The sequence below is a fragment of the Kitasatospora sp. NPDC004745 genome (genome assembly GCF_042873275.1).
Taxonomy (GTDB): Bacteria; Actinomycetota; Actinomycetes; order Streptomycetales; family Streptomycetaceae; genus Kitasatospora.
Map to the genome: position 1 here is coordinate 50,031 of NZ_JBIALK010000028.1, position 26,395 is coordinate 76,425.

The window sequence follows — 26,395 nt, forward strand, 5'->3', positions numbered from 1 at the left end:
CGCCGCCCGGGGTGTGCCGGGCGGCGGGCCGTCGGGAGGCGGACCGGGGCCTACAGCAGGTCCTTGAACTCCTTGGGCAGCTCGAAGTCGGCCGGGCCCTTGCCCGCGCCGAGGCCGAACGCGCCGCCGTCGGCCGGACCCTGGGCACCGCCCGGGCCGAGCGCGCGGCGCTCGGCGGCCGCGGCCTCCTCCTGCGCGCGCTTCAGCGGGTTGCCGCTCTTGCGCTTGCCCTTGGCCTGCGGGGCCTTCTTGGCGGACTTCTTGCCGCCGCCCATGCCGGGGATCCCCGGCATGCCGGGCACGCCCTTGCCGGAGGCCATCGCGGACATCATCTTGCGGGCCTCGAAGAACCGCTCGACGAGGTTCTTCACCTCGCCGACCTGGACGCCGGAACCCTTGGCGATGCGGGCCCGGCGGGAGCCGTTGATCAGCTCCGGCTCGGCACGCTCGGTCGGGGTCATCGACTTGATGATCGCGCCGACCCGGTTGACGTCCTTGTCGTCGATGTTGTTGATCTGCTCGCGGATCTGGCCCATCCCGGGCAGCATCCCCAGCAGCTTGGAGATCGAGCCCATCTTCTGGACCTGCTCCAGCTGCGACAGGAAGTCGTCCAGGGTGAACGCCTTCGGGCCGCCGCGCAGCTTGGCGGCGATCTTCTCGGCCTCGGCCTGCGAGAAGGTCTGCTCGGCCTTCTCGATCAGCGAGAGGACGTCGCCCATCCCGAGGATGCGCGAGGCCATCCGGTCCGGGTGGAAGGCGTCGAAGTCGTCGACCTTCTCGCCGTTGGAGGCGAACATGATCTGCCGGCCGGTGACGTGCGCGACCGAGAGCGCGGCGCCGCCGCGGGCGTCGCCGTCGAGCTTGGAGAGCACCACACCGGTGAAGTCGACGCCCTCGAGGAAGGCCTGCGCGGTGGTGACCGCGTCCTGGCCGATCATCGCGTCGACGACGAACAGGACCTCGTCCGGGTTGACCGCGGCGCGGATGTCCGCGGCCTGCTGCATCAGCTCGGCGTCGATGCCGAGACGGCCGGCGGTGTCGACGACGACGACGTCGTACTGCTTCTGCTTGGCGTACTCGATCGAGTCCCTGGCCACCTGCACCGGGTCGCCGACGCCGTTGCCCGGCTGCGGGCCGTAGAAGGCCACGCCGGCGCGCTCGGCGACCACCTGGAGCTGGTTGACCGCGTTGGGGCGCTGGAGGTCGCAGGCCACCAGCAGCGGGGTGTGCTTCTGCTGCTTCAGCCAGTGGCCGAGCTTGCCCGCGAGGGTGGTCTTTCCGGCGCCCTGGAGGCCGGCGAGCATGATGACCGTCGGGCCGTTCTTGGCGAACCGCACCCGTCGGGTCTCGCCGCCGAGGATCGCGATGAGCTCCTCGTTGACGATCTTGATGATCTGCTGCGCGGGGTTCAGCGCGCCCGAGACCTCGACGCCGAGTGCCCGCTCCTTCACCTGCTTGATGAAGGCCCGCACGACCGGCAGCGCGACGTCCGCCTCCAGCAGTGCGATGCGGATCTCGCGGGCGGTGGCGTCGATGTCCGCCTCGCTCAGGCGGCCCTTGCCCCGGAGGTTCTTGAACGTCGCTGCGAGGCGATCGGAAAGGGTGTCGAACACGTCGTCGCGGGTCCTCTGCGGCATCGGTATCGGTACGGTCGTCGCCCCCCAGGGTATCCGGCCGCCCCGGGTGAGGTCTCCACCCCCGTGCCCGGGGGTCTCAACCCAGGGCCGCCCGGACCTCCGCGGCCACCTCCGCGGCCCGCCCGGCGGCCAGCGGACGGCCCTCCTCGTCGGTCAGGTAGAAGGAGTCCACGGCCTCCGCGCCCAGCGTCGAGACGTGCGCCGTGCGCACCCGGACGCCGGCCCCGTCGAGCGCCCGGCCGATCCGGTGCAACAGCCCCGGGGCGTCGTGGGCGCGCACCTCCAGCACGGTCGCGGTGGCCGAGGCCACCGCGGGCGCCACCGCGACGAGCGGCGGCGGGGTGGGGATGCCCCGGCGGCGCGGGGCGGCGGCGTCCCGCTCGGCCAGTCGGCGCGCGACGTCCAGCGAGCCGTCCAGGGCCCGCCGCAGGTCGGCCCGGAGCCGGGCGGCCTCCGGCAGCTCGCCGAACTCGGCGGCCACCCGCCAGGACAGCAGCAGCACCGGGCCCGCGCCGATCGGGTCCAGCTCGCGCAGGCCCGCCGAGCGGACGGTGAGCCGGTGCAGCGCGAGCACCCCGGCGACGGTGCCCAGCAGCCCGGGCCGGTCCGGGACGGCCAGGGTCAGTTCGACGCCCATCGGCTCGGTGGCCGGGTCCGCCCCGTCGGACTGGGCCAGCAGCGACAGCGCGGGCCCCCCGGTCCGGGCGGCCTCGACCGCGAGCCGCTCCTGCTCTGCGGTCGGTGCGGCCTCCACGGGGGCGGTCGCGGCGCCGGCCAGCCGGGCGGCGGCCCGGGCCACCAGACCGTCCACCAGCGAGGCCCGCCAGGCGCTCCAGGCCGCCGGCCCGGTGGCGAGCGCGTCGGCCTCGGTGAGCGCGTGCAGCAGCTCCAGCTGCTGCGGGGTGCCGACCACCTTGGTGACCGCCTCGACGGTGGCCGGGTCGTCCGGGTCGCGCCGGGTCGCGGTGTCGACCAGGGTCAGGTGGTGGCGGACCAGCACCGCCAGGGTCTCGGTGTCCTCGGGGGCGAAGCCCATCCGGACGGCGACGTCGCGGACGATCACCTCGCCGGCCTCGCTGTGGTCGCCGGGCCAGCCCTTGCCGATGTCGTGCAGCAGCGCGGCGACCAGCAGGAGGTCCGGCCGGGCCACCCGGCGGGTCATCGCGGCCGCCCGCACCGCCGTCTCCACCAGGTGCCGGTCGACCGTCCAGCGGTGCACGGCGTTGCGCTGCGGACGGCAGCGCACCCGCTCCCAGTCCGGCAGCAACCGGGTGACCAGGCCCTCCGCCTCCAGCGCCTCCCAGACCGGGACGGCCGCCTCGCCCGCGCCCAGCAGGGTGACCAGCTGCTCGCGGGCCTCGTCCGGCCAGGGCGTCGGCAGCGGCCGGCACTCGGCGGCCAGCCGGCGCACCGTCGCGTACGAGACGGTGAGGCCGTTCTGGGCGGCGGCGGCCGCGGCGCGCAGCGGCAGCACCGGGTCGGCGGCCGGGCGGGCGCCCTGGGCCAGCACCGCCTCGCCGTCCTGCTCGACCACGCCCTCGGCGAGCGGGCGGCGCTCGACCGCGCCCCGGGCCACCGCGCCGGTGCCGCGCCCGGCGCCGGCGAAGCGGAAGGCCGACCGGGCGCTCCGGCGGCCCCGGCCGGAGCGGGCGGCGAGCACCCGGTCCACCGCCCGCCAGGTGACGTCGCTCGCGTAGGCGATGGTGCGGGCGGCCTCGTAGACCTCGCGCAGCAGGGTGTCGGCGTCGAGCACGCCGAGCCGTTCGGCGACCTGGTCCTGGTCCTGGAGGCTGAGCCGCTCGGTGGCCCGGCCGGTGGCCAGGTGCAGCGCGTCGCGGACGTCGGCGAGCCGCAGCGCGGCGGCGTCCAGACCGTCCCGGGGGGCGTCGGCGAGCCAGGTGGCGGCCACGGCGTCCAGGGCGACGACGTCGCGCAGACCGCCGCGGGCCTCCTTGAGGTCGGGCTCCAGCAGGAAGGAGAGCTCGCCGTGCCGCTCGGCCCGCTCGCGGCAGAGTTCGCGCAGCTCGGGCAGGCGGGCGGGGGCGCTCGCGCGCCAGTCGGTCAGCACCACCGAGCGCAGGGTGGCGGTGAGCGCCTGGTCCCCGGCGAGGTGGCGGGCGTCCAGCAGGCCGAGCTGGGCCTTGAGGTCGGCGGCGGCCACCGCCCGGGCCTCGGCGACGGTGCGCACCGAGTGGTCGAGCGCGGAGCCCGAGTCCCAGACCGGGTACCAGATCCGCTCGGGCAGGTCGCGGGCGATCCGGCCGTCGTGCAGCAGCAGGACGTCGAGGTCGCTGCGCGGGGAGAGCTCGCCGCGCCCGTAGCCGCCGACCGCGACGAGTGCGACGCCGGGCGGCCGGCCGGCGGCGGTGAACAGGCCGGCCAGCCAGTCGTCGGTGAGCCGGGCGAGCGCGGTGCGGCGGGGGCGGCCGGACCGGCCGGGGTCGGCGAGCAGGGCGGCCCGGGCGGCGGCGTGGGAGGCGGCGTGGGCGGCGGTCCCGTCCCGGTCGTCGCCGGTCGGGGAGGGCGGGCTGGTCTCGGTGGTCATCGCGTGGTCCCGTCCGTCGTGCGGTTGAGCGGGTGGCGCCGGAGGGCCCGCGGGGCCGGGCGCCGATACGCCGCCGGCGGGCCTGCGCCCGGGTGGGGTCGCAGGCCCGCCCGCGGTGCGTGTCAGGGCCTTCGGGGGGAGTCGGGGCCGGGGCCCCGGAGGCGGTCCCGGAGCGGGCTCAGAGGGCGTCTGGGCCGCGCTCGCCGGTGCGGACCCGGACGGCGGTGTCGACCGGGATGCTCCACACCTTGCCGTCGCCGATCTTGCCGGTGCGGGCGGCCTTCACCAGGACGTCGATCAGGTCGTCGGCGTCCTCGTCCTCGACCAGCACCTCGATCCTGATCTTGGGCACGAGGTCGACGGTGTACTCGGCGCCCCGGTAGACCTCGGTGTGGCCGCGCTGGCGGCCGTAGCCGCTGGCCTCGGTGACGGTCAGGCCGTGGACCCCGAAGGCCTGCAGGGCGGCCTTCACCTCGTCCAGGCGGTACGGCTTGATCACGGCGGTGATGAGCTTCATCAGGCGTCGACCTCGGTCTTCTCGGCGGTCTTCTCGGCGGTCTTCGGGGACTTCTCGGCGGACTTCTCCGGGGGCTGCCCGGCGGACCCGGCCGCCGGCCCGTCACCGGAGCCCTCGACGGCCCTGGCGGCCTGAGCGGCCTGAGCGGCGCCGACCAGACCCGTGACGGCCCGGGCCAGGCCCCCGCCCACGGCGCTGAAATCGTAGGCCGACTCGGCGTGCTCGGCCTGGTCGATGCCGGCCACCTCGACCTCCTCGGCGACCCGGAAGCCGACCGTCCGGTCGACCACCTTCGCCAGCAGCCAGGAGAGCACGAAGGAGTACGCGGCGACCACGGCCACGCCCATCGCCTGCTTGCCGAGCTGACCGAGCCCGCCGCCGTAGAACAGGCCCTTGGCGGTCTGGCCGACACCGCCGGTGGCGAACAGGCCGATCAGCAGCGAGCCGATCGCGCCGCCCACCGCGTGCACGCCCACCACGTCGAGGGAGTCGTCGAAGCCGAGGCGGTACTTGAGGCTGACCGCGGCGGCGCAGACGGCCCCGGCGATCAGGCCGATCGCCACCGCGCCGAGCGGGCTGACCGAGCCGCAGGCCGGGGTGATCGCGACCAGACCGGCCACCGCGCCGGAGGCGGCGCCCAGCGTGGTGAACGCGCCGTGCTTGAACTTCTCGAAGACCAGCCAGCCGACCAGCGCGGCGCCGGTGGCCACCTGGGTGTTGACCAGCGCCATCGCGGCGACGCCGTTGGCGGCCAGCGCCGAGCCCGCGTTGAAGCCGAACCAGCCGAACCAGAGCAGTCCGGAGCCGAGCATCACCAGCGGCAGGCTGTGCGGGCGCATCGGGTCCTTCCTGAAGCCGACCCGCTTGCCGAGCACCAGGCAGAGCGCGAGGCCCGCGACGCCCGCGTTGATGTGGACGGCCGTCCCGCCGGCGAAGTCGATCACGCCGTTGCGGTCACCCAGCCAGCCGCCGTTGCCGCCGTCGAAGAAGAAGACCCAGTGCGCGACCGGGAAGTAGACGATGCTCACCCAGAGGGCGATGAACAGGCCCCAGGCGGCGAATCTCGCCCGGTCCGCGATGGCGCCGCTGATCAGCGCCGGGGTGATGATCGCGAACATCAGCTGGAAGGCGGAGAACGCGGTGACCGGAATGGTCCCGGTGAGGTCGTTCAGGCCGATGCCGCGCATCCCGATGAAGTCCAGGTTGCCGATCAGCCCGCCGAAGGAGTCCGGTCCGAAGCTGAGCGAGTACCCGTAGAGGACCCAGAGCACGCTGACGATGCCGAGCGAGAGGAAGCTCATCGCCAGCATGTTCAGTGTGCTCTTGGCCCGGACCATGCCCCCGTAGAAGAAGGCCAGGCCCGGGGTCATCACCATGACCAGGGCCGCACTGATGAGCACGAAGGCGGTGTCGCCCGCGCTGAAGCCGTCCGGCATCGGCGTCTCCTCTGCGTGAAAGCCGATCCACACCCGGGTTACCTGTCCCGTGCCACCCCGGGGTGTCGGCGATGCAGAGGAGCGTGCCGAAGGCTGGTTTCGGCCAGTGCGGCCCGTTGTTTCGCGGCCGTGACGCATGCGACGCGCGGGTTACACCTGCGTGAACCACGGCCCCGTCACCGGGCCGGACGGCTTACCGTGCCGCCGCACGGCACGGCCGGTCGCGAAAGCGCCACCGACCGTGGCGGCGGGGGGCCGGCACGGTCGGCGGGGGCCCGGCGGCGGGGTCCTCAGACCACCGAGACGTACTCCGGGATGTCCTGGACCACGCGCTCCTTGAGCCGGCTCACCGCGTCCACGCCCCTGAAGCGGGCGGCGGCGGCCTCGGTGGTCTTGCGCACCCGGGAGTTCAGCCGCTCCGAGCGCACCTTGGCGGCGATGTCCACGGCCTGCTCGGCCATCACCGCGGCCTGCTCGGCCTCCTTCTGCAGCAGGTGCACGCTGGCCATGCCGATCAGGTTGAAGGCGTACGAGCGCACGTGGTCGCCGTCCTGGCGGAAGAGGTCGACGGCCCGCTCCATCACCGGCGCGGACATCGAGGCGTACAGCTCGGCGTTGTCGGAGTGGTAGGCGAGGTCGCGGAAGGAGTGCGCGTTCTCGGCGTTCAGCTCGGCGGGCGAGAAGAACTTCAGCCAGTCCGGCTCCTCGTCCCCCTCGCGGATGTCGGTGAAGGTGTCCTCGGACAGCCGGACCGCCCGGGCGCAGCGGTTCACCTCTCCGATGGTGGCGTAGGCCCGCGCCTCCATCGCGTACAGCAGGGACTGCTGGCGCGCGGTGGCGGTGTCCCGGCTGCCGTACTGCGCCAGGTGGATCAGCTCCAGGGCGTCCTCGCCCCGGTTGAGGTGGATCATCTGGCGGCTCATGTCGGTGAGGATCAGTGCGCCGAACGGGCGGTCGCCCGCCTCCTTGGCGGCGTGCAGGGCCAGCACGTAGTACTTCTGCGCGCTCGGGTGCATCCCGACGTCGTAGGACATCCACCCGGCCAGGTGGGCGAGTTCCGCGGTGAGCCGGAACAGCCGCCGGGTGGTGTTCTCGTTGTACGTCTCCTGGAGGAGGTCGGTGACCTCGTGCAGCTGGCCCACGACGGCCTTGCGGCGCAGCCCGCCGCCGTTCTGGGCGTCCCACTGGCGGAACATCACGGTGGTCTGCTCGAGCAGTTCGAGCTCCGGCTCGGAGAGCCGGCCGGTGAAGGGGTCGCCGCCGTTGGCCGCGGCGAGGATCGGGGTGGGGGTGCCGGTCGGGCCGGGGGCGAGCCAGCGCTGCATCGGCTCGATCAGGGCGGCACCGGCGGTCAGCGCGAGCGAGGTGCCGAGGAAGCCCCGGCGGTTGAGCATCAGGTCGCTGCGGGAGTAGTCGCTGATCAGCTGGACGGTCTGCGGCGCGCTCCACGGCAGGTCGACGCCGCCGCCCACGGTGGAGACCGGGATCGCCGCGCGCAGGCCGAGGTCCTCGATGGAGACCACCGAGCCGAAGCGCTCGGAGAAGAGCTCCGACATGATCTTGGGGATGGGCTCCCGGGGCTGCTCGCCGTCGAGCCAGCGGCGCACCCGCGAGGTGTCGGTGGACACGTGGTGGGCGCCGATCTGCCGGGCCCGGCGGTTGACCTGGCGGGCCAGCTCGCCCTTGGACCATCCGCTGCGGGCGAACCACGTGGTCAGCTTCTCGTTGGGTTGCTTCTCTGCCATGGGAACGTCCCCATCCCGCCCGGCCCCTGCCGGGGCCCCGATCGTGACGCCCGACGGTTGCGGGCTCTTGCCAGGCGTGCCGTGCCTGAGGTGGTGCCGTACCGTGCCGTCGCACTGGTGTGCCATCGTCGCGGACGAGTCGTCAGATCCCCAACTCCCGTTCCCCGAGGGCCTGGAGTCGACTCGACGACCACGTCCGTGTGCTGAACGTAATGCCCCGCCCGGCACCCGCGGGAGCGACCCTGGCGAAACGCCACCTTTCGCCACCCCCAGGAGTGAACCGAAGCAAGGACCCACACGCTTCACTGGATGGACCGACGGTCCGGCATATGCGGGCCGCCAAGTCCTCCGGCGAAACCCGGTGGTACCGGCAATCCACAGCGGCCACGGGCGAGTTCGCCGACCGCACCGGTCGGCACCCGCCCCGCGCACCCGACGATCCTGCACCGGTGCCGCCCGCCACAAGGCGGCGCCCGAGGCGCACCACCGCAACAGGCGCGCACCGCGCGCTGCGCGCCGCCACCGCACAACGCGTCACGCAACGGACAATCAACACAAAGTCACGATCCCGTAACCATCGGCAACCAGAACCTGTTGGGGGAGGCATGGACAACCTGTTCGGCGAACTTCGACTGGGACACCTGCGGTTGACGCCGCTGGGCGCGCGCCGCCGCACCAAGGTCACCGCGTCCCAGGCCGCCGCGGAGTACACCGGCCGCTGGGGCTGGACGGTCGCCACCGGCGCCCCGGCCGACTCCGCCACCGCCCCGACCCGCTGTCCCTGCGGCTCCGCACGCTGCGCCGCACCCGGTCTGCACCCCGTGCCGGGCACCGCGGGCCGGGCCCGCGCCGCCGGCGCCGAGGGCTCGGTGCTGTTCCCCACCGGCCGCGCCTTCGACGTCCTGGACGTCCCCGAGCAGGCCGGCCTGCAGGCGCTGGTCCGGCTGGAACGCATGGGCACCCAGGTCGGCCCGGTGCTCGCCGCGCCCACCGGTCGACTGCAGTTCCTGGTCGCCGCCGGCACCGCCCGTCGGCTGCCGGACCTGCTCTACCGGATGGGCTGGGACGACGCCGCCCTCGACCTCACCTGCCACGGCGAGGGCAGCTACGTGGCCGCCCCGCCCACCGTGCTCGGCACGCTCGGCCCGGTCCGCTGGCTGCGCCGCCCCACCCGCGACAACGCCGGCTGCCCGCCGGAGGCCCGGCTGCTGCTCGGCACCCTCGCCTACGCCTGCCACCGCGGCCGCGAGCGCACCGCCGAACCCGCCTGGCTGGCGTCCTAGCCCGCACGCCCCCGCCTGGGCTCCCGGCCTCCGCCGCACCTGGCCGGGCACGCGAAAGGGCCCGCCCCCCGTCGGGAGCGGACCCTTCGTGCACGGGGCGTTCAGTCCCCGATCAGCGCGTCCACGAACGCGCCCGGCTCGAACGGCGCCAGGTCGTCCGCGCCCTCGCCCAGACCCACCAGCTTGACCGGCACGCCCAGCTCGCGCTGGACCGCGACCACGATGCCGCCCTTGGCGGTGCCGTCCAGCTTGGTCAGCACGATGCCGGTGATCTCGACCACCTCGGCGAAGACCCGGGCCTGGATCAGGCCGTTCTGGCCGGTGGTGGCGTCCAGCACCAGCAGCACCTCGTCCACCGGGCCGTGCTTCTCGACGACCCGCTTGACCTTGCCCAGCTCGTCCATCAGGCCGGTCTTGGTGTGCAGCCGGCCGGCGGTGTCCACCAGCACGGTGTCGGCGCCCTCGGCGATGCCCTCCTTGACGGCGTCGAAGGCGATGGAGGCCGGGTCGCCGCCCTCCGGGCCGCGCACGGTGCGGGCACCGACCCGCTCGCCCCAGGTCTGCAGCTGGTCGGCGGCCGCGGCACGGAAGGTGTCGGCCGCGCCGAGCACCACCTTGCGGCCGTCGGCGACCAGGACGCGCGCCAGCTTGCCGGTGGTGGTGGTCTTGCCGACGCCGTTGACGCCGACCACCAGGACCACGGCCGGTCCGTCCTCGTGCTTGGTGGAGCGGACGGTGCGGTCGAGGTCCCTGCCGACCAGCTCGACGAGCTCCTCGCGCAGCAGCGCGCGCAGCTCGTCGGGCGTGCGGGTGCCGAGCACCTTCACCCGGGTGCGCAGCCGCTCGACCAGCTCCTGGGTGGGGGCGACGCCGACGTCGGCGGTGAGCAGGGTCTCCTCGATCTCCTCCCAGGTGTCCTCGTCCAGGTGCTCGCGGGAGAGCAGCGTGAGCAGGCCCTTCCCGAGCGAGTTCTGCGAGCGGGAGAGCCGGGAGCGCAGCCGGACCAGCCGGCCCGCGGTGGGCTCGGGGACCTCGACGGCCGGGGGCGCCTCGGCCTCGGCCGCCTCGACCTCGATCTCGGCGGGGGCCTCTGCCGTCCCGGCCTCGGTGGTCCCGGCCTCGGGAAGGGGGAGTTCCACCTCCTCGACGGTGCGGCGGGGCTCCTCGGTGGGCGGCGCGGACTCGTCGCCGACCTGGGGCTCCGCCGGGGTGGGCTTCGGCGCCGTGATGACCGGCGCCTGCGACTTCGGGGGGAGCTGCTGGCGTCGTCTGCCGGAAACGACGAGGCCCGCGATCGCGCCGACGGCGATCACGGCGATGACTACGGCAAGGATCACGTATTCCATATCCGCTCCAGTATCCGTGACCGGAGCGCGGATGGACCGCAGCCGGACTACGCCGATGCGGTGGGGGCGGCGGCGACGGACCCGTGCCGTTCCCCGGCCCGGCGGCGCGCGGGCACTCCCCCGCGCAGCCGCTGGCTGATCACCTGCGAGATGCCGTCGCCCTTCATGGTCACGCCGTAGAGGGCGTCCGCCGACTCCATGGTGAGCTTCTGGTGGGTGATCACGATCAGCTGGGAGGACTCCCGCAGCTCCTCCATGATCCCGACGAGCCGGCGCAGGTTGGTCTCGTCCAGCGCCGCCTCCACCTCGTCCATCACGTAGAACGGGCTGGGCCGCGCCTTGAAGATCGACACCAGCAGCGCCACGGCGGTGAGCGAGCGCTCACCGCCGGAGAGCAGTGACAGCCGCTTGACCTTCTTGCCCGGCGGGCGGGCCTCGACCTCGACGCCGGTGGTGAGCATGTCGTCGGGGTCGGTCAGCACCAGCCGCCCCTCCCCGCCGGGGAACAGTCGGGCGAAGACGCCTTCGAACTGTGCCGCGGTGTCGTGGTAGGCCGAGGTGAACAGCTGTTCGACCCGGTCGTCGACCTCCCGGACGATGTCCAGCAGGTCGCGCCGGCTGCGCTTGAGGTCGTCCAGCTGCTCGCCCAGGAAGCGGTGGCGCTCCTCCAGCGCCGTGAACTCCTCCAGCGCCAGCGGGTTGACCTTGCCGAGCTGCTGGTAGGCCTTCTCGGCGACCCTCAGTCGCTTCTCCTGCTCGGCCCGGTCGTACGGGCGCGGCGCGCCGGGCTCCCCGCCGTCCCCGCCGTCCCGGCCCTCCTCGGCGGCGTCCGCGGCGGACGGCGGCACCGGCTGGTCCGGGCCGTACGAGGCGAGCAGCTCACCGCCGTCGATGCCGAACTCCTCCAGCGCACGGGCCTCCAGCTGCTCGATCCGCAGCCGCTTCTCGGCCCGCAGCACCTCGTCGCGGTGGCCGGCGTCGACCAGCTTGTCCAGTTCCTCCTTGAGGCCGCGGCCCTGCTCGCGGTGCGCGCGCAGTTCGCTCTCGCGCTCGGCGCGCTCCTGTTCGACGGCCGCCCGCCCGGCGTCCGCGCGGGTCAGCGACACCTCCAGGCAGGCCAGCAGCTGCCGGGCGCCCGCCGCGACGGCGTTCGCCACGCCCGCGTCGTGCTCGGCGCGCCGGAGGCGCTCGGCGGCCCGGTCCCGCGCCTCGCGCTCGGCTCGGGCGGCCCGGTCCAGCTGGTCGGCCCGGCCGGCGAGCGCGCGGACCCGCTCCTCGTGGGTGCGCACCGCGAGCCTGGCCTCCAGTTCGGTCTGCCGGGCCGCGGAGGCGCCGTCGGCCAGCCGCTGCTGCTCGGCCCGGTCCGGCTCCTCCTCCCCGGCCTCCGCCGTGCCTTCCGCCGCGGCCAGGCGTTCGGCCGACTCCTCGGCGGCGGACAGCAGTTCGGCGAGGCCCCGGTCGGCCCGCGCGGCGGCGGCCGAGAGCCGCTCGGCCTCACCGGCGGCGGCCCGGGCCTGACCGCCGAGGCGGCCCAGCGCACCGGCGACCCGGGCGCGTTCCCGCTCCGCCTGACGCCGCCGTTCCGCGAGCTGCTCGACGACCGCGACCGACTCCCGGCGCAGTTCGGTGAGTTCGGCCAGGCGGGCGGCCGACTCGGCGCAGCGGGCGGCCAGTTCGTCGATCGCCCGGGCGGTCTCGTCCACCGCGGCCCGGGTCTCCAGCAGGCTCGGCGCACCACCGGATCCGCCGTGCGCGTGGCCGCTGCCGAGCCGGTCGCCGTCGGCGGTGACGGCGGTCAGCCCGGGGTGGTCGGTGACCAGTCGCAGCGCCTCGTCGAGGGTGTCGACGACCGCCACGCCGGCCAGCAGGCTCCGGGCGGCGCCCGTCAGGTCGGCCGGGCCGTCGAGGAGTTCCGCCGCCCAGCGGGCCCCGGCGGGCGGCTCGACCGGTGCGGCCCCGGGCTCGGGTGCGCCGGCGATCAGCAGGGCGGCCCGGCCGGCGTCCTCGGTGCGTAGCAGCCGCAGCGCCGCGGCGGCGGTGCCGGGCGAGTCGACGGCCACCGCGTCGGCCGCCGCCCCGAGCGCCGCCGCGACGGGCACCTCGTGGCCGGGGGCGATCCGCAGCAGCCCGGCCGCCGGGCCGAGCAGCCCGGCCAGCCGGTCCCCCGCGTCGAGCAGCGCGCCGGTGCCGTCCTTGCGGCGCAGTCCGAGCGAGAGCGCCTCGTGCCGGGCGGTGAGCGCGGCGCGTTCGCGCTCAGCGGCACCGGCCGTCTCCCGGGCGGCGGCGAGGTCGTGTTCGACGGCGGCGAGCCGGTCCCGGGCCTGCCGGTGGGCGTCCTCGACCCGGTCGTCCTCGCCCGCCGACCCGTCCACCTGCTGCTGGAGTTCGTCGAGTTCGGCCCGGGCGGCCGCGGCGCGCAGCAGCGCCTCGTCCCTGGCCTCGGCGAGCCGGCCGGTCTCGGCCTCGGCGGAGGCGGCCCGGGAGCGGGCGGCCGCGGCCTGGCCCTGCAGCCGGGCCAGGCCCTCGCGGCGGTCCGCGATGGCCCGGGCGGCGTCCCGCAGCCGGCGTTCCTCGGCGGCCAGGGCGCGTTCCAGCTCCCCCTTGTGCTCGACCGCCTCGGCGAGCGCGTACTGCGCCTCCTCCAGGGCCTCGGCGAGCGCGGCCTCCTCCTCGCGGACCCGTTCGGCCTCCCGTTCCAGCTCCTCCGGGTCGCGTCCGCGCCGTTCCTCGGTCCGCCCGCCGGCGGCGGCGTGCCGGGCCCGGGCCTCGGCCAGGCCGACGGTGCCGCGGGTGCGCTCGGCGAGCGCGGACAGCCGGTACCAGGTCTGCCGGGCGGCCTCCAGGCCCGGTCCGAGCTGTTGGACCTGCGCCTCCAGGACGGCCTCGCGCTGCACCGCCCGGGCGAGTTCCTGCTCGACGGTGGTGCGGCGCAGCCGCAGCGCCAGTTCGTCGGCGATCTCGGCCTCGACGGCCCGGCGGAGGGTGAGCAGGTCGTCGGCGAGCAGTCGCAGCCGGGCGTCCCGCAGGTCGGCCTGGATGCCGGCGGCGCGGCGGGCGATCCTGGCCTGCCGGCCGAGCGGCCCGAGCTGGCGGCGCAGTTCGGCCACCAGGTCCTGGACGCGGTTGAGGTTGGCCTGCATCGCGTCCAGCTTCCGCAGCGCCTTCTCCTTGCGCTTGCGGTGCTTGAGGACGCCGGCCGCCTCCTCGATGAAGGCGCGGCGGCCCATCGGGTCGGCGTGCAGGACGGAGTCGAGCTGGCCCTGGCCGACGATCACGTGCATCTCGCGGCCGATGCCGGAGTCGGAGAGCAGCTCCTGGATGTCCAGCAGCCGGCAGGTCTCGCCGTTGAGGGCGTACTCGCTGCCGCCGTTGCGGAACATGGTCCGGGTGATGGTCACCTCGGCGTACTCGATCGGCAGGGCGCCGTCGGTGTTGTCGATGGTGAGGCTGACCTCGGCCCGGCCGAGCGGGGCGCGCCCGCTGGTCCCGGCGAAGATGACGTCCTCCATCTTGCCGCCGCGCAGCGACTTGGCGCCCTGTTCGCCCATCACCCAGGACAGCGCGTCGACCACGTTCGACTTGCCGGAGCCGTTCGGGCCCACGACGCAGGTGATGCCGGGCTCGAAGCGCAGGGTGGTGCTGGAGGCGAAGGACTTGAACCCGCGCAGCGTCAGACTCTTCAGGTGCACGCGGCCGGTCTCCTCATCGCTCGCGGGGGCCCAGCGGCGACTGTAACCCCGGCGGGCGGTGCGCCCCGGGCCCGGACACGACGAAGGGACGCCACAACCGGGCGTCCCTTGCATGCAGCGTCCCTTTCGGGGCGGCTCAGTGCACAGCGGCGTCGATCTGCGAGGACCGTGCGGGACTCAGGTGAGAGCCGGCTCCCGCTGATCCAGATCGATGCTGTTGAGCAGCGAGTGCTCGTCAGCGACAGCGGTGAGAGCGTCGTTCTCAGCCTGCATCCGAAGGAGCTCGGACTCCAGGTCCTGGACGCGCTGCTGAAGCCGTCGCATCTCGGAGAGCATTCGCGGGTCGGGGCCGCCGACGTACCCGAGAAGCGCCTTTGCCATGATGAATGGTCCTCCACGCTGAGTGACCGAACCGGAACGGTATGGGTCTAGGGGGAAGGGGGACGCACGCGCGGCGCGCCACCGGCAGTGCTGGCTGGACACCACGGCACAACCGTCGTGAGCTGGGCTCACGAGGGCATGCGCCTACCGGATAAACGCGGTCGTGTGCGCGGGCTTCAAGCGTCTCACCAAAGACGGAAAGGGTCAACACGATCACCGCACGCTACCGCGCCCCTGTCACCTGCCTGGCGGTGTCGTCACGCCTAGGGGGGCTCGGGCCGGGTCCACCACCTGCTCGTGGATCATCGTTCGATGCGGAGTCAACCACGAGTCTGCCCGAATGGCAACCGTATGACACCGGCAGTTGCGGATCATTTCCGGGCGGCCCCCGCGGGGCCCGGCTCAGCGGATCTCGAAGCCCTCGTAACCGGTGCCGACGGCCGTCCAGATCTCGGTGACGCCGCTGACGCTCCCGGGCGTGTCGGGGCCGCGGAGCAGGGCGAGCAGCAGTTCGCAGTCGGTGGCCAGGCCCTCGGCGACCACCTGGACCCGGCCGTCGCCGAGGTTGCTCGCGTAGCCGGTCAGCCCGACCTCCAGCGCCCGCGCCCTGGTCCACCAGCGGAAGCCGACCTCCTGGACCTTCCCCCGGACCCAGGCGGTCACCCGGACCGGTTCATCACTGTGGGCGTCGCGACCGTGCATGCCCCGACCCTAACCCGGGGCGGTCGCCGTGGCCCGGGCGGTCGCCGCGGCCGGCCCGGACGCGCCGCGGCCCCGCCGGGGAGCCGGCGGGGCCGCGGGGACGGGGCGTCCGGGGCAGCGGGTCAGCGCGTCACCAGTCGCCGCCGCCGAAGTCGCCCCCGCCACCGAAGTCGCCCCCGCCGAAGCCGCCCCCGCTGTCGCTGAAGCCACCGCTGAAGTCCGAGGCGTTGAAGTCGGCGCCGGTGTAGTCACCGCCCTCGTACTGGTCCTGGTAACCGTGGTCGCCCATCGGGGCCGCGGCGTAGGCCGGGGAGCTGATCATCGAGCCGAGCGCGGTGCCGACCAGCAGGCCCGGCAGCAGGCCGCCGCCGAAGCCCCCGAAGTAGCCGCCCGCCCAGGGGCCGTACGCCGGGCCGGCGTTCCAGTACGGCTGGGGGCCGTGGTCGGTGTCGACGGTGCGGACGGCCGGGTCGAGGCCGGCGGCCAGCCGGTCGGCGTCGGCCTGGCAGACCGGGACGGTGCGGGCGGCGCCGCCGGCCGGGGCCCAGTCGACGTCCTTGACGGACGGGCCGTGGCGCGGGTCCATGAAGCACGGCGGGCGGCGCTCGGGTAGCGGGCGGGCGTCCCGCCGGGCGGCCAGGGTGGCGAGGGCGAACCGGCCGTCCTCCAGCGCCTCGGTGACCGGCCTGACGTCGTCGGGCCGCTTGGCCTCGTCCATCAGGCGCTTGGCCTTCTCGTACGAGTCCAGGGCGTGGGTGTAGTCGGCGCGCTGGGTGTCGTCGGCGTCGGCCGCGCCCGGGCTGAAGTCCAGGCGGTCCAGCTCCTCGCCGAAGGCGGTGATGTCCTCGTCGACGACCCGGCGGAGCTGCTCCAGCTCGGCGCGGGCCTGCTCCTCCTTGCGCTTCTTGGCACGGCGGAAGAGGAGGAAGACACCGGCGCCGGCGAGGGCGAGCAGCGCGACCGGGATGACGACCCAGGCGATCGAGGTGCTGCTGTTGACCCCGCTGCCCTTGGCCTGCGGGGCGGCGGTGTCGACGAAGTCGTTCAGGGTGGCGTCGATGTCGCCGCCGTGGGAGCGGAAGGCCGCGCCGGCGATCCGCTCGGCGCTGCCGTTCGCCATCGCGCCGCGGTCCGCGTGGGCGGCGAACTGGTCGCCGCGCCAGATCGCGTAGGCGCCGTCGATGCCGACCTTGGTGCGCAGGTCCTTGAAGACGGTCTGGGCACCGTAGGCCTGGCTGGCCGGGACGACCGCGACGAAGATCGGCTTGTCGGCCTTCTTGATCTTCTCGGTCAGGGCGTCCGCCTGGCTCTGGCTGAAGCGGCCGGTCATCGCCGGGTCGACGTAGACCTTGCCCTGCTTCAGGGTGGAGGCGGCGTCGTCCAGCCCGCCGGCGGCCGAGGCCGCCGGAGCCAGCAGGAGCAACAGCCCGAGCAGCGCCGCCACCAGGGCAAGCGGCCCGGCGCCCCGGGAACGTCGTGCAAGGGTTCTCATGTCCCCGACGCTACCGTGACCGGCGCCGGAGGACGGCATACCCTTCGCATACTGGTGACTGCGGGGTTCCCCGCCGACCGCCGGGGCCGCGCCCCTCCTCGGGGATGATGTTTCCCCCACTCGCCCCTGACGCCGGTGGCCTGCGGGAACCGCGGCGGGCGCCCGGTCGTACGTCCCGGCGGGCCGGGGGTTCCGGGGGCGTGCCGACCGTACCGCGCGGGCGGGCATAGTGGACCCGGACCGCTGGTCCCATTACCCGTTCTTGACCCATCTCCCGATCGGAGCACCCGGTGATCATCGGCCTCGTCACCGCCGTGGCGGCATCCGCCTGCTACGGCACCGGCTCGGTCCTGCAGGCCGTCGGATCCCGCCGTTCCGCCCGCGAGGAGGCCGCCAAGGGCGCCACCACCGGCACCACCGAGCACGGCGGGCCGAGCCTCTCCTCGACCGCGAAGGCCGCCGTCACCTGGGAGTTCATCCTCGGCACGGTACTGGACTTCATCGGCTTCGGGCTGGGCGCGCTGGCCGCCCGGCTGCTGCCGCTCTTCCTCTCCCAGACCATCATCAGCGCCAACCTGGTGATCACCGCGGTGCTGAGCATCAAGCTGCTCGGCATCCGGCTCAAGCAGCTGGAGTGGGCGTCGATCGGCGTGCTCTGCTCGGCGCTGGTGCTGCTGGCGGTCTCGGCCGGCCCGGAGGGCGGCCACCACGCGGCGATGTCCTTCCACTGGTGGCTGCTGCTGATCACCACCGTGCTGCTGGTCGGCGGCAGCCTGCTGGTGCGCCGGATGGGCGCCAAGGGCGCGATCGTCGCCGGTCTGCTCTCCGGCCTGGGCTTCGGCGCGCTCGGCGTCGGCGTGCGCATCCTGAACGGCGTCGACCCGTTCGACCTCGCCTCGCTGCTCTCCGACCCCGCGCTGTACGCGATCCTGATCGGCGGCATCGGCGGCATGTACGTGCACACGGTGGCGCTGCAGATCGGCTCGGTGAACGGTGCCACGGCCGCGCTGGTGGTCGGCGAGACGGTGCTGCCCGGCGCGGTCGGGGTGATCTGGCTCGGCGACTCCTCCAAGCCCGGTCTGGGCTGGCTCGGCGTGGTCGGCTTCCTGCTGGCGGTGGTCTCCGCGGTCGGCGTCGCCTACTTCGGCCAGGACACCCACGGCGCACCGGACGAACCGGCCGAGGACCGGCCGGCCCTCGCCGAGCACTGACGGGCACCGACGGGCGGTGGGCTCCGACGGGCGCCGACGGGCTGCGGGCACCGGCGAGCGACGGGCACCGACAGGCGCGCGGCCCGCGGATCCGGTCGGCACCGGGTCCGCGGGCCGCGCCCGGAGCCTCAGCCCCCGCTGCGGACCCGCGGCACCCGCTGGCAGCGGGGGCAGAAGTAGCTGGACCGGTTCATCCAGGCGGCCCGCCGCATCGGGGTGCCGCAGCGGCGGCACGGTTCGTCCTCGCGGCCGTAGGCGTCGAGGTCCCGGGAGAAGTAGCCGCTCTCGCCGTTCACGTTGACGTACAGGCTGTCGAAGCTGGTGCCGCCGACGGCGAGCGCCGCCGTCATCACCGCGCGGGCGTTGGCCAGCAGTTCGGCGGCCTGCGCCCGGGTGAGCGTCGCGGTCGGGCGGTCGTAGTGCAGCCGGGAGCGCCAGAGCGCCTCGTCGGCGTAGATGTTGCCGACCCCGCTGATCAGCGTCTGGTCGAGCAGCGCCCGCTTCACGGTGGTGCGCCTGGCCCGCAGCGCGGCCACGAAGACGGCGTCGTCGAAGCGCTCGTCGAGCGGGTCGCGGGCGATGTGCGCGATGGAGAGTGGGGTGCCCTCCGGGTCCCCCTCCTCGGCCTCCTCGACGGCGAGGCCGCCGAAGGTCCGCTGGTCGACGAAGCGCAGCTCGCGCCCGCCGTCGGTGAACCGCAGCCGCACCCGCAGGTGCGTCTCGTCGGGCACCGAGGGCTCCTGGACGAGGAGTTGGCCGCTCATCCCGAGGTGGCCGATCAGCGAGAACCCGGTGCCGGTGCCGCCCAGCGGCAGCCACAGGTACTTGCCGCGGCGCTGCGCGGCGCCGAGGACGGTGCCGGTCAGCCGGGCGGCGAAGTCGGCCGCGCCGGCGGGCTGTCGGCGCACCGCGCGCGGGTGCAGCACCTGGACGTCGGCGACGGTGCGCCCGGCGACCCAGTTCGCCAGACCGCGGCGGACGACTTCGACCTCGGGGAGTTCGGGCACGGGAACAGGCCTCCTGCGGCAGACGACGGCAGGAGGAAGGCTACTGCGGACTCACGCGCCGGCGGGCAGCCGGTCGGCGTACTTCTCCTTGATCGCGCGCCAGGCGCTCTCGGCGGCCTTCTGCTCGGCTTCCTTCTTCGAGCGGCCGACGCCGCTGCCGAAGTCCTCGCCGGCGACCCGGGCCGCGGCGGTGAAGGTCTTCTCGTGGTCCGGTCCGGACTCCATGACCACGTACTCGGGGACTCCGATGCCCACCGAGGCGGTGAGCTCCTGGAGGCTGGTCTTCCAGTCCAGGCCCGCGCCCAGCTGTGAGGACTCCTCGATCAGCGGGTCGAACAGGCGGTGAACGAACTCGGTGGCGGCGTCCAGCCCCTGGTCCAGGTAGACGGCGCCGATCACGGCCTCGACGGTGTCGGCGAGGATCGACGACTTGTCGCGGCCGCCGGTGCCCTCCTCGCCCTTGCCGAGCCGGATGAACGCACCGAGGTCGAGGCCCCGGCCGACGTCCGCGAGCGCGCGGGAGTTGACCACCGCGGCGCGGAGCTTGGCGAGCGTGCCCTCGGGGACGTCCGGGTGGACGCGGTAGAGGGTGTCGGTCACCACCAGGCCCAGCACCGAGTCGCCGAGGAACTCGAGGCGCTCGTTGGTGGGCAGGCCACCGTTCTCGTACGCGTACGAGCGGTGGGTCAGGGCGCGTACCAGAAGGGCGCGCTCGAGCGTGTACCCGAGGCGCCCTTCCAGGACGTCGTATTCGGTCGAAGCCGGCCCGCCGGCCCTGCCACCGCTCGAAGAGGAACCCTTCGGGGCGGTGGACGCCTTGCGGGTGGAGTTACCGTCCGACATCGATCCGTGCACCCCGCCGATCAGACCGAGAGGACCTGGCGACGGTTGTACGTGCCGCAGCTCGGGCACGCGATGTGGCCGAGCTTCGGCTCGTGGCAGCGGTCGCACGCCACGAGGGCCGGAACGACGGCCTTCCAGTTGGACCGGCGGTGGCGCGTGTTGCTGCGCGACATCTTCCGCTTCGGAACAGCCACGGCTACTTCTCCTGGTTCTCGGCGAGACCCTCACGGGTGTCGCTGTTCTTGATCCCGTCACCCTCGTCGCCGGGGGCGGCGGAGAGTCCCTGCAGAGCCGCCCACCTGGGGTCGGCGGCGTCGTGGTGGTGCGCCGGGTCGTCGCTCAGGCGCGCTCCGCACTCGGAGCACAGGCCCAGGCAGTCTTCCTGGCACACCGGCTGCAGCGGCAGTGCGAGCACCACCGCGTCACGCAGCACCGGCTGGAGGTCGAAGAAGTCGCCCTCCAGACGGTAAGTCTCTTCTTCCGAGTCCTCTTCGAGGTCCTCGGCCCCGGCGGTCCGGGCGCGGTGGCGCTCGTCGGACTCCGGGTAGTAGTACAGCTCCTGGAAGTCCACGTCGATGTCGTCGTCGACGGGCTCCAGGCACCGGACGCACTCGCCCTCGACGTGGGCCTCGGCGGTGCCGGTCACCAGCACGCCCTCGACCACCGACTCCAGGCGGAGCTCCAGCCGGATCTCGCTCTTCTCGGGGACTCCGATCACGTCGATGATGCCCAGGCCCTCGGGGGCCTCCAGGGTGCGGGACACCTTGCGCAGCGAGCCCGGGCGACGTCCCAGTTCGTGCGTGTCGAACACGAGGGGGTCGCGGTGGTCGAGGCGGTTCAAGGTGTCCTGACTTCCATGGGATTCATCGATTGCGGTGCCTACGCACCGACGGTGCGCGGGCAAGCCGAGAGTCCGACACGAGATGGCCGGAGTGGTCAGCCTACCGGAGTCTCCCGCCAGGCCCAACTTCGGTCCCGTCAGGGACGCCCGCCGGGCCCGGCCGGAACCGGCTCAGCGGCCGCCCAGCTCCCGGAGCCGGGTCATGTCGATCATGCTGGTGTCGAAGAAGCTGGTCTCGTCCAGTCCCGGCTGCTGCTGCGGCACGGCCGGCGGGGCGGCGGGCTGCTGCGGGTAGGCGTAGCCGTCGTACTGCTGGGCGCCGTAGCCCTGTTGCTGCTGGGGATAGCCGTAGTCGCCGTGCTGCTGGTTCTGGTAGTCCGGCTGCTGCTGGTAGCCGCCCGCGGCGCCCTGCTGCTGGTGCCCCCACTGGGTGCCGTACGGGTCGCCCTGGCCGGCCGGGTCGAAGCCGCCGCCGTACACCTCGGCGTACTGCCCGCCCTGCTGCTGGGCGGCGGCGTACTGGTCGGCGCCGGGGGCCTGCCAGCCGGCCGCGGCCGGGGTCTGCTCCGGCCAGGTCTGCTGCTGCGGCACGTCCTCGCGGTACCAGGCGATGTCGTCGCCCTCCGCCTCGGAGAAGCCCGCGGCGACGGCCTCGGCCCGCTCCTTGGCCTGCTGGGCCTCGTCGGCGGCGGCCAGGTAGGCGCCGAGCTCGTCGATCGGCCGCTTGCCGAGCAGCTTGTCGCGGCCCTTGCCGACGGCCTCCAGGGTGGCGCTGAGGACGTTCTCCAGGGTGGCGAGCTTCACGTCGACGTACTCGTCGACCTCGGGGCTCGGGCTGATCCGCTGCGGCTGGAACTCCTCGCCGTCGCTCTCGCCGTCGAACTCCGTCTCGAAGACGCTGGAGTCGCCGCGCAGCTTGGTGCGGCCGCGGCCGACGGCGCCGAGCGTCTTGGTCAGCACGACCTCGAAGTTGGCCAGCTTGCTGTCCACGTAGTCGTCGGCCTCGACGCGCTTGGTCTCGACCTCGTTGCGGGCCTCCGCGAGGATCCGGTCGGCCTCGGCCTGCGCCCGGCGGACCACCTCGGTGTCGGAGATCAGCGAGCCGCGCTCGGCGTGCGCGCCCTGGATGATCCGGTCGGCCTCGGCCTGCGCGCCGGCGACCACCTGCTCGTGGTCGGCCATCACCGACTGGGCCTGGGCGAGTTCGGCGGGCAGCGCCGCCTTGAGGTCGTTGAGCAGGCCGATCAGCTCGGCCCGGTTCACCACGCAGGAGGCCGACATGGGCATCGAGCGGGCGCCCTCGACGGCCGCGACGATCTCGTCGACCTTGTTCTGCACGTCCACGGGGCTTCGTCTTTCCGTGTGCCGCCGACGGTCCGGCGGAGGCAGGCCCGGCGCGGTGGACCTCACCGCAGGGCAGGACTACAGACTGTACGGCCACCGCGCTGCGAGGACACAACGCCCGGGCGGAACCGGCCGCGGGAGGCGGAGGACAAGTCGTGACGAACCGGCAGAAACGGACGGTTCCTCCGATCCCGCCGGCCACCCAGACCGCCGACGGCCCTCCCGCGGCCCGTCCGCTACTGCTGTGCGCGGCGCTCCGCGATCCGCTCGACCAGCCGCCGGTGCACCGTCTCCGGCAGCAGGTGCGAGACGTCGCCGCCGTAGGAGGCGACCTCCTTGACCAGCGTCGAGGACAGGAAGCTGTACGTCGGCGAGGTCGGCACGAACAGGGTCTCCACCCCGGTCAGGCCGTGGTTCATCTGCGCCATCTGCAGCTCGTAGTCGAAGTCGCTGACCGCGCGCAGGCCCTTGATGATCGCGGGGATCCCGCGCTCGCGGCAGAAGTCCACCAGCAGGCCGTGGTGCGACTCGACCACCACGTTCCCGAACTGCGCGGTGACCTCCTCGATCAGGCCGATCCGCTCCTCGACGGTGAACATGCCCTGCTTGTTCCGGTTGATCAGGACCGCGACATGCACCACGTCGTACAGCTTCGAGGCCCGCTCGATGATGTCGAGGTGACCGTTGGTGATCGGGTCGAACGATCCGGGACAGACGGCGCGGCGCATGGCGTGTGTGCTCCCTCGTGGGGTGACGGCTGCTCGGCGGGCCTCGGCCCGCTACTCGTGCTGGCGGGCCTCGGCGGCGGCGCGACCGTACCAGAGCGTGCCCTCGCCGTAGCGGCGGGAGCGCAACACCTCGAAGCCCTCGGGCCAGCCGAACTCTCCGCCGCGGGTGCTGCGCTCCACGGTGACGAGTGCGTCCTCCGCGAGCCAGCCCCCGGCCAGGAGTGTGATCAGCATCTCGCGCAGCTCCTCGTCCGTCACGGCGTACGGCGGATCGAGGAACACCAGGTCGTACGGGGTCTCCGGGGCCGGGCCCTCGACCACCTTCTCCGCGCGGGCGGACCTCACCTCGGCGCCCGGCAGGCCGATCGTGCGGACGTTCTCCCGGATCACCCGGACCGCCTGGCCGTCCGCCTCGACCAGCAGGACGTGGTCGGCGCCGCGCGACAGCGCCTCCAGGCCGACCGCGCCGGATCCGCCGAACAGGTCGAGCATCCGGGCCCCGTGCAGGGTGCCGCGCAGCGCCTCCAGGGTGGAGAACATCGCCTCGCGGGCCTTGTCGGAGGTCGGGCGGGTGCCCCGGCCTGGCGGTACGGCCAGTCGGCGGCCCCCGGCCGCCCCGGCGATCACGCGGGTCATGGTGGTGGGAGGTCCTTTCGTCGCTGCCCGACCACGCTATCCCGCCCCGGCCCGCGGGGCCCCACCGGTGGATCGGCGGGGCCCCGCGGGCCGGACCGGCGTCAGCTCGCCTCGGAGCCCGCCGACTGGGCCGGGACGGCCGCGCCGAGCAGCGCCGGCGAGGCGTAGCGGGACCAGGACAGGCAGCCGTCGGGCGGGCAGAACTCGGGGCGGCGCGGGTCGTGGCCGAGCTCGCGCAGCTTGGTGCGGACGGAGTCGGGCGTGCGGCCGAAGCGGGCGGCGATCCGGGCGACGGTCTCGCCGTCGTGGAAGCGCCGGACCAGCTCCTCCTCGTGCTGCGGCACCCAGGGGGCGCCGTGGCCGGGGTACAGCTCGCGCAGCACGTCGCGGTCGGGGATGGGCTCGGAGACGTCGGCGACGATCGCCAGCGCCCGCAGCGCGCGGTTGAGCGCGATCCGCAGCGAGGCGACGTCCTCGACCGGCAGGCGGAGCTTGCCCGAGGCCAGCGGCTGGGCGGCCGCCCCCTCGCGCCAGCCGGTCAGGGTGAGGGTGACCTCGCGGTCGTCGTCGCTGGCGAGTTCGATCCGGAAGACCTTGTCACCGAGCGGGAGCTCGTTGAGATGACGGAATGCCATGGCAGGACCCCCAAGTGTCGCGCCAGGTACGCACCTTGAGGGTGCGTCCTGAACACCTTCATTCTCTCCCGGGGGTCTGACAATTCCGGGGCCGGCGGCGGCCGCTCAGCCCTTCTCCATGTAGGCCGCGCGGTCCTCGTCGAGCAGGCTCTCCAGCGCGGTGCGCAGCTCCGGGTGGGCGGTGAGGTCCGGGTCCTCGGCGACCAGCCGGGTGGCCTCCGTCCGGGCGGTCAGGATGACCTCCTCGTCCTCCAGCACCGAGAGCACCTTGAGCGAGGACTTCACCCCGGACTGCGCCTGGCCCAGCACGTCGCCCTCGCGGCGCTGTTCGAGGTCGATCCGGGACAGCTCGAAGCCGTCCAGGGTGCCGGCCACCGCGTCCAGCCGGGAGCGGGCGGCGCTGCCCGCAGGCATGTCGCTGACCAGCAGGCACAGGCCGGGCGCGCTGCCGCGGCCGACCCGGCCGCGCAGCTGGTGGAGCTGCGAGACGCCGAAGCGGTCGGCGTCCATGATGACCATCGCGGTGGAGTTGGGCACGTTGACGCCGACCTCGATGACGGTGGTGGCCACCAGGACGTCCACCTCGCCGGCCGCGAACCGGCGCATCACGTCGTCCTTGGCCTCCGGGGCGAGCCGGCCGTGCAGGATCTCCACCCGCAGGCCGCCGAGCGGGCCGGTGGCCAGCTTCCCGGCCGTCTCCACCACCGAGAGCGGGGGCCGCCGTTCGTCGCTCGCGGCCCCGGCGACCTCCTCGAAGTCCTCCTCGGCCGCCCTGCGCCGCTTCTTCGGTTCGGCGGCGGGCTCCTCGTCCCCGATCCGGGGGCAGACCACGTACGCCTGGTGGCCCTTGGCGACCTCCTCGCGGACGCGCTCCCAGGCCCGGGTGAGGAAGTTGGGCTTCTCCAGGGCGGGGACGACGTGGGTGGAGATCGGTGAGCGGCCGGCTGGCAGCTGGTCGAGGACGGAGGTCTCCAAGTCCCCGAAGACCGTCATCGCGACGGTGCGCGGGATCGGCGTGGCGGTCATCACCAGCAGGTGAGGCGGCTGGTCACCCTTGGCGCGCAGCGCGTCCCGCTGCTCGACGCCGAAGCGGTGCTGCTCGTCGACCACGACCAGGCCGAGGTCCTGGAACTGGACCTTGTCCTCGATCAGCGCGTGGGTGCCGATGGCGATGCCGGCGTCGCCGCAGGCCATGTCGAGCAGCGCCTGGCGGCGGGCCGGGACGCCCATCGAGCCGGTCAGCAGCACCACCCGGGTGCCGAGGTCGGAGCCGCCGAGCATGCCGCCCTCGGCGAGGTCGCCCATCATCTCGACGATCGAGCGGTGGTGCTGCTGGGCGAGCACCTCGGTGGGGGCGAGCAGGACGGCCTGGCCGCCCGCGTCGACCACGGCGAGCATGGCGCGCAGCGCGACCAGCGTCTTGCCCGAGCCGACCTCGCCCTGGAGCAGCCGGTGCATGGGGTGCTCGGTCGCCAGGTCGGCGGCGATCTCGGCGGACACCTTCTGCTGGCCCTCGGTGAGGGTGAAGGGCAGCCGGGCGTCGAAGGCGTCCAGCAGGCCGCCCTCGCGGGCCCGGCGCGGAACGGCGGGCAGCGCGGACTCGGCGGCCCGGCGCCGGGCCAGGGCGACCTGGAGCACGAAGGCCTCGTCCCAGCGCAGCCGGCTCTGGGCGCGCTCGCGGTCGGCCTGGCCGCGCGGGCGGTGGATCAGCTCCAGCGCCTCGGGCAGCGGGATCAGCTCGTGCCGCTCGCGCAGTTCGGCGGGCAGCGGCTCGCCGACGTCGGCGAGGTGCTTGGTGAGCGCCGTCTCGATGCAGATCGACAGCTTCCAGCTGGGCATCTGCGCGCTGGCGCCGTACACCGGGATGAGCCGGCCGGCGAACTGCTTCGCCGCGTCCGACCCGGCGTCCTCGTCGAGCAGCTGGTAGTCCGGGGAGACCAGCTGCCGGCTGCGGTTGAAGACGCCGACCTTGCCCGCGAACAGGCCCTGGGCGCCGGCCCTGAGCTCCTTCTGGCGCCAGCCCTGGTTGAAGAAGACCAGCGAGAGCCGGCTGCGGCCGTCGGTGACGACGACCTCCAGCCGGTCGCCCTTGCGCCCGCGGAACGGGATCAGGGTGACCTTCTCGATCCGGGCCAGCACGGTGACGTGCTCGTCGATCTCCAGCTCGTCCAGGCTGGTGAGCTGGCCGCGCTCGACGTAGCGGCGCGGGTAGTGGTGCAGCAGGTCCCCGACCGTGCGCAGCTTCAGGCTGTCGGCCAGCACCTTCGCGGTGCGGTCGCCGACGAGCTTGGTCAGTGGTTCATCGAGAGCGCCCATCAGGCCCTTGTTTACACCACGGGGCCGACAGTCCGGGCCTTCCGGCGGCCGACCCGCGCCG

21 protein-coding genes are annotated in these 26,395 nt (G+C 74.0%); 2 read left to right on the forward strand and 19 right to left on the reverse strand.

Annotation, left to right across the window (positions count from 1 at the left end; translation table 11 throughout):
* Positions 1-50: 50 nt before the first annotated feature.
* The 5 genes from ffh to ACFYUY_RS33135 all read right to left on the reverse strand — a co-directional run bounded on the left by ffh (position 51) and on the right by ACFYUY_RS33135 (position 7,880).
* Positions 51-1,613 carry a signal recognition particle protein gene (gene ffh, locus ACFYUY_RS33115; protein ID WP_387906161.1) on the reverse strand — a complete coding sequence of 521 codons (1,563 nt, stop codon included), beginning with the start codon at positions 1,611-1,613 and terminating at the stop codon, positions 51-53.
* A gap of 100 nt (positions 1,614-1,713) precedes the next feature.
* Positions 1,714-4,182, reverse strand: coding sequence for a [protein-PII] uridylyltransferase (locus ACFYUY_RS33120; protein ID WP_360220935.1), 2,469 nt, complete (start codon positions 4,180-4,182; stop codon positions 1,714-1,716).
* Positions 4,183-4,360: 178 nt separating this feature from the next.
* Positions 4,361-4,699, reverse strand: a complete 339-nt coding sequence (locus tag ACFYUY_RS33125) for a P-II family nitrogen regulator (RefSeq protein WP_270143771.1) — start codon at positions 4,697-4,699, stop codon at positions 4,361-4,363.
* The gene (locus ACFYUY_RS33130) at positions 4,699-6,135 is read right to left on the reverse strand and encodes an ammonium transporter (RefSeq protein WP_387906122.1); all 1,437 of its coding nucleotides are present in this window, start codon (positions 6,133-6,135) and stop codon (positions 4,699-4,701) included. Before ACFYUY_RS33130 ends, ACFYUY_RS33125 begins: the two co-directional genes overlap by 1 nt.
* 290 nt (positions 6,136-6,425) lie before the next feature.
* On the reverse strand, positions 6,426-7,880 hold the full coding sequence (locus tag ACFYUY_RS33135; protein WP_360220928.1) for a hypothetical protein: 1,455 nt from the start codon (positions 7,878-7,880) through the stop codon (positions 6,426-6,428).
* 605 nt (positions 7,881-8,485) lie between these two features.
* On the opposite strand from ACFYUY_RS33135, the gene ACFYUY_RS33140 reads away from it, so the two are divergent.
* The gene (locus ACFYUY_RS33140; protein ID WP_360220925.1) at positions 8,486-9,163 is read left to right on the forward strand and encodes a bifunctional DNA primase/polymerase; all 678 of its coding nucleotides are present in this window, start codon (positions 8,486-8,488) and stop codon (positions 9,161-9,163) included.
* Between the two features lie 101 nt (positions 9,164-9,264).
* Here the strand turns inward: ACFYUY_RS33140 and ftsY are convergent, their stop codons facing one another.
* From ftsY to ACFYUY_RS33165, 5 genes are all read right to left on the reverse strand, one after another.
* A complete protein-coding gene (gene ftsY, locus ACFYUY_RS33145; RefSeq protein WP_360220922.1) occupies positions 9,265-10,509 on the reverse strand; it encodes a signal recognition particle-docking protein FtsY in 1,245 nt (414 codons plus the stop codon).
* A 47-nt stretch (positions 10,510-10,556) separates the two neighbouring features.
* Positions 10,557-14,198, reverse strand: a complete 3,642-nt coding sequence (gene smc / locus ACFYUY_RS33150) for a chromosome segregation protein SMC (protein WP_387906126.1) — start codon at positions 14,196-14,198, stop codon at positions 10,557-10,559.
* Between the two features lie 177 nt (positions 14,199-14,375).
* Complete coding sequence (locus tag ACFYUY_RS33155) at positions 14,376-14,579, reverse strand: hypothetical protein (protein ID WP_030243474.1); 204 nt, start codon at positions 14,577-14,579, stop codon at positions 14,376-14,378.
* A gap of 402 nt (positions 14,580-14,981) precedes the next feature.
* Positions 14,982-15,281, reverse strand: coding sequence for an acylphosphatase (locus ACFYUY_RS33160; protein WP_360220916.1), 300 nt, complete (start codon positions 15,279-15,281; stop codon positions 14,982-14,984).
* Positions 15,282-15,411: 130 nt separating this feature from the next.
* A complete protein-coding gene (locus ACFYUY_RS33165) occupies positions 15,412-16,773 on the reverse strand; it encodes a hypothetical protein (RefSeq protein WP_387906130.1) in 1,362 nt (453 codons plus the stop codon).
* 290 nt (positions 16,774-17,063) lie between these two features.
* Here ACFYUY_RS33165 and ACFYUY_RS33170 point away from each other — a divergent pair, with 290 nt between their 5' ends.
* Positions 17,064-17,984: a hypothetical protein gene (locus ACFYUY_RS33170; protein ID WP_360220910.1), complete on the forward strand. Its 921-nt coding sequence runs from the start codon at positions 17,064-17,066 to the stop codon at positions 17,982-17,984.
* A gap of 128 nt (positions 17,985-18,112) precedes the next feature.
* Here ACFYUY_RS33170 and mutM read toward each other — a convergent pair whose 3' ends face one another.
* From mutM to recG, 9 genes are all read right to left on the reverse strand, one after another.
* Complete coding sequence (gene mutM, locus ACFYUY_RS33175) at positions 18,113-18,991, reverse strand: bifunctional DNA-formamidopyrimidine glycosylase/DNA-(apurinic or apyrimidinic site) lyase (protein WP_360220907.1); 879 nt, start codon at positions 18,989-18,991, stop codon at positions 18,113-18,115.
* 51 nt (positions 18,992-19,042) lie between these two features.
* Complete coding sequence (gene rnc, locus ACFYUY_RS33180) at positions 19,043-19,834, reverse strand: ribonuclease III (protein ID WP_387906133.1); 792 nt, start codon at positions 19,832-19,834, stop codon at positions 19,043-19,045.
* Positions 19,835-19,854: 20 nt separating this feature from the next.
* Positions 19,855-20,028 (reverse strand): 50S ribosomal protein L32, encoded by a 174-nt coding sequence (rpmF, locus tag ACFYUY_RS33185; RefSeq protein WP_030056747.1) that lies wholly within the window; start codon positions 20,026-20,028, stop codon positions 19,855-19,857.
* A gap of 2 nt (positions 20,029-20,030) precedes the next feature.
* Positions 20,031-20,675, reverse strand: a complete 645-nt coding sequence (locus ACFYUY_RS33190) for a DUF177 domain-containing protein (protein WP_360220901.1) — start codon at positions 20,673-20,675, stop codon at positions 20,031-20,033.
* A 171-nt stretch (positions 20,676-20,846) separates the two neighbouring features.
* Positions 20,847-22,019, reverse strand: coding sequence for an ATP synthase F0 subunit B (locus ACFYUY_RS33195; RefSeq protein ID WP_387906136.1), 1,173 nt, complete (start codon positions 22,017-22,019; stop codon positions 20,847-20,849).
* Between the two features lie 236 nt (positions 22,020-22,255).
* The gene (gene coaD, locus ACFYUY_RS33200; RefSeq protein WP_360220895.1) at positions 22,256-22,747 is read right to left on the reverse strand and encodes a pantetheine-phosphate adenylyltransferase; all 492 of its coding nucleotides are present in this window, start codon (positions 22,745-22,747) and stop codon (positions 22,256-22,258) included.
* A 51-nt stretch (positions 22,748-22,798) separates the two neighbouring features.
* The gene (rsmD, locus tag ACFYUY_RS33205; RefSeq protein ID WP_360220892.1) at positions 22,799-23,383 is read right to left on the reverse strand and encodes a 16S rRNA (guanine(966)-N(2))-methyltransferase RsmD; all 585 of its coding nucleotides are present in this window, start codon (positions 23,381-23,383) and stop codon (positions 22,799-22,801) included.
* Positions 23,384-23,484: 101 nt separating this feature from the next.
* On the reverse strand, positions 23,485-24,018 hold the full coding sequence (locus ACFYUY_RS33210; RefSeq protein WP_280686268.1) for a hypothetical protein: 534 nt from the start codon (positions 24,016-24,018) through the stop codon (positions 23,485-23,487).
* Between the two features lie 105 nt (positions 24,019-24,123).
* Complete coding sequence (gene recG, locus ACFYUY_RS33215) at positions 24,124-26,334, reverse strand: ATP-dependent DNA helicase RecG (RefSeq protein ID WP_387906138.1); 2,211 nt, start codon at positions 26,332-26,334, stop codon at positions 24,124-24,126.
* Between the last annotated feature and the right edge of the window lie 61 nt (positions 26,335-26,395).

What these genes read in the sequence shown, in the direction of transcription:
- ACFYUY_RS33120 (WP_360220935.1), bottom strand. Translation starts at nt 4,182, where the DNA reads ATGACCACCGAGACCAGCCCGCCCTCCCCGACCGGCGACGACCGGGAC.
- ACFYUY_RS33125 (WP_270143771.1), bottom strand. Translation starts at nt 4,699, where the DNA reads ATGAAGCTCATCACCGCCGTGATCAAGCCGTACCGCCTGGACGAGGTG.
- ACFYUY_RS33130 (WP_387906122.1), bottom strand. Translation starts at nt 6,135, where the DNA reads ATGCCGGACGGCTTCAGCGCGGGCGACACCGCCTTCGTGCTCATCAGT.
- ACFYUY_RS33135 (WP_360220928.1), bottom strand. Translation starts at nt 7,880, where the DNA reads ATGGCAGAGAAGCAACCCAACGAGAAGCTGACCACGTGGTTCGCCCGC.
- ACFYUY_RS33140 (WP_360220925.1), top strand. Translation starts at nt 8,486, where the DNA reads ATGGACAACCTGTTCGGCGAACTTCGACTGGGACACCTGCGGTTGACG.
- ftsY (WP_360220922.1), bottom strand. Translation starts at nt 10,509, where the DNA reads ATGGAATACGTGATCCTTGCCGTAGTCATCGCCGTGATCGCCGTCGGC.
- ACFYUY_RS33155 (WP_030243474.1), bottom strand. Translation starts at nt 14,579, where the DNA reads ATGGCAAAGGCGCTTCTCGGGTACGTCGGCGGCCCCGACCCGCGAATG.
- ACFYUY_RS33160 (WP_360220916.1), bottom strand. Translation starts at nt 15,281, where the DNA reads ATGCACGGTCGCGACGCCCACAGTGATGAACCGGTCCGGGTGACCGCC.
- ACFYUY_RS33165 (WP_387906130.1), bottom strand. Translation starts at nt 16,773, where the DNA reads ATGAGAACCCTTGCACGACGTTCCCGGGGCGCCGGGCCGCTTGCCCTG.
- rnc (WP_387906133.1), bottom strand. Translation starts at nt 19,834, where the DNA reads ATGTCGGACGGTAACTCCACCCGCAAGGCGTCCACCGCCCCGAAGGGT.
- coaD (WP_360220895.1), bottom strand. Translation starts at nt 22,747, where the DNA reads ATGCGCCGCGCCGTCTGTCCCGGATCGTTCGACCCGATCACCAACGGT.
- rsmD (WP_360220892.1), bottom strand. Translation starts at nt 23,383, where the DNA reads ATGACCCGCGTGATCGCCGGGGCGGCCGGGGGCCGCCGACTGGCCGTA.
- ACFYUY_RS33210 (WP_280686268.1), bottom strand. Translation starts at nt 24,018, where the DNA reads ATGGCATTCCGTCATCTCAACGAGCTCCCGCTCGGTGACAAGGTCTTC.
- recG (WP_387906138.1), bottom strand. Translation starts at nt 26,334, where the DNA reads ATGGGCGCTCTCGATGAACCACTGACCAAGCTCGTCGGCGACCGCACC.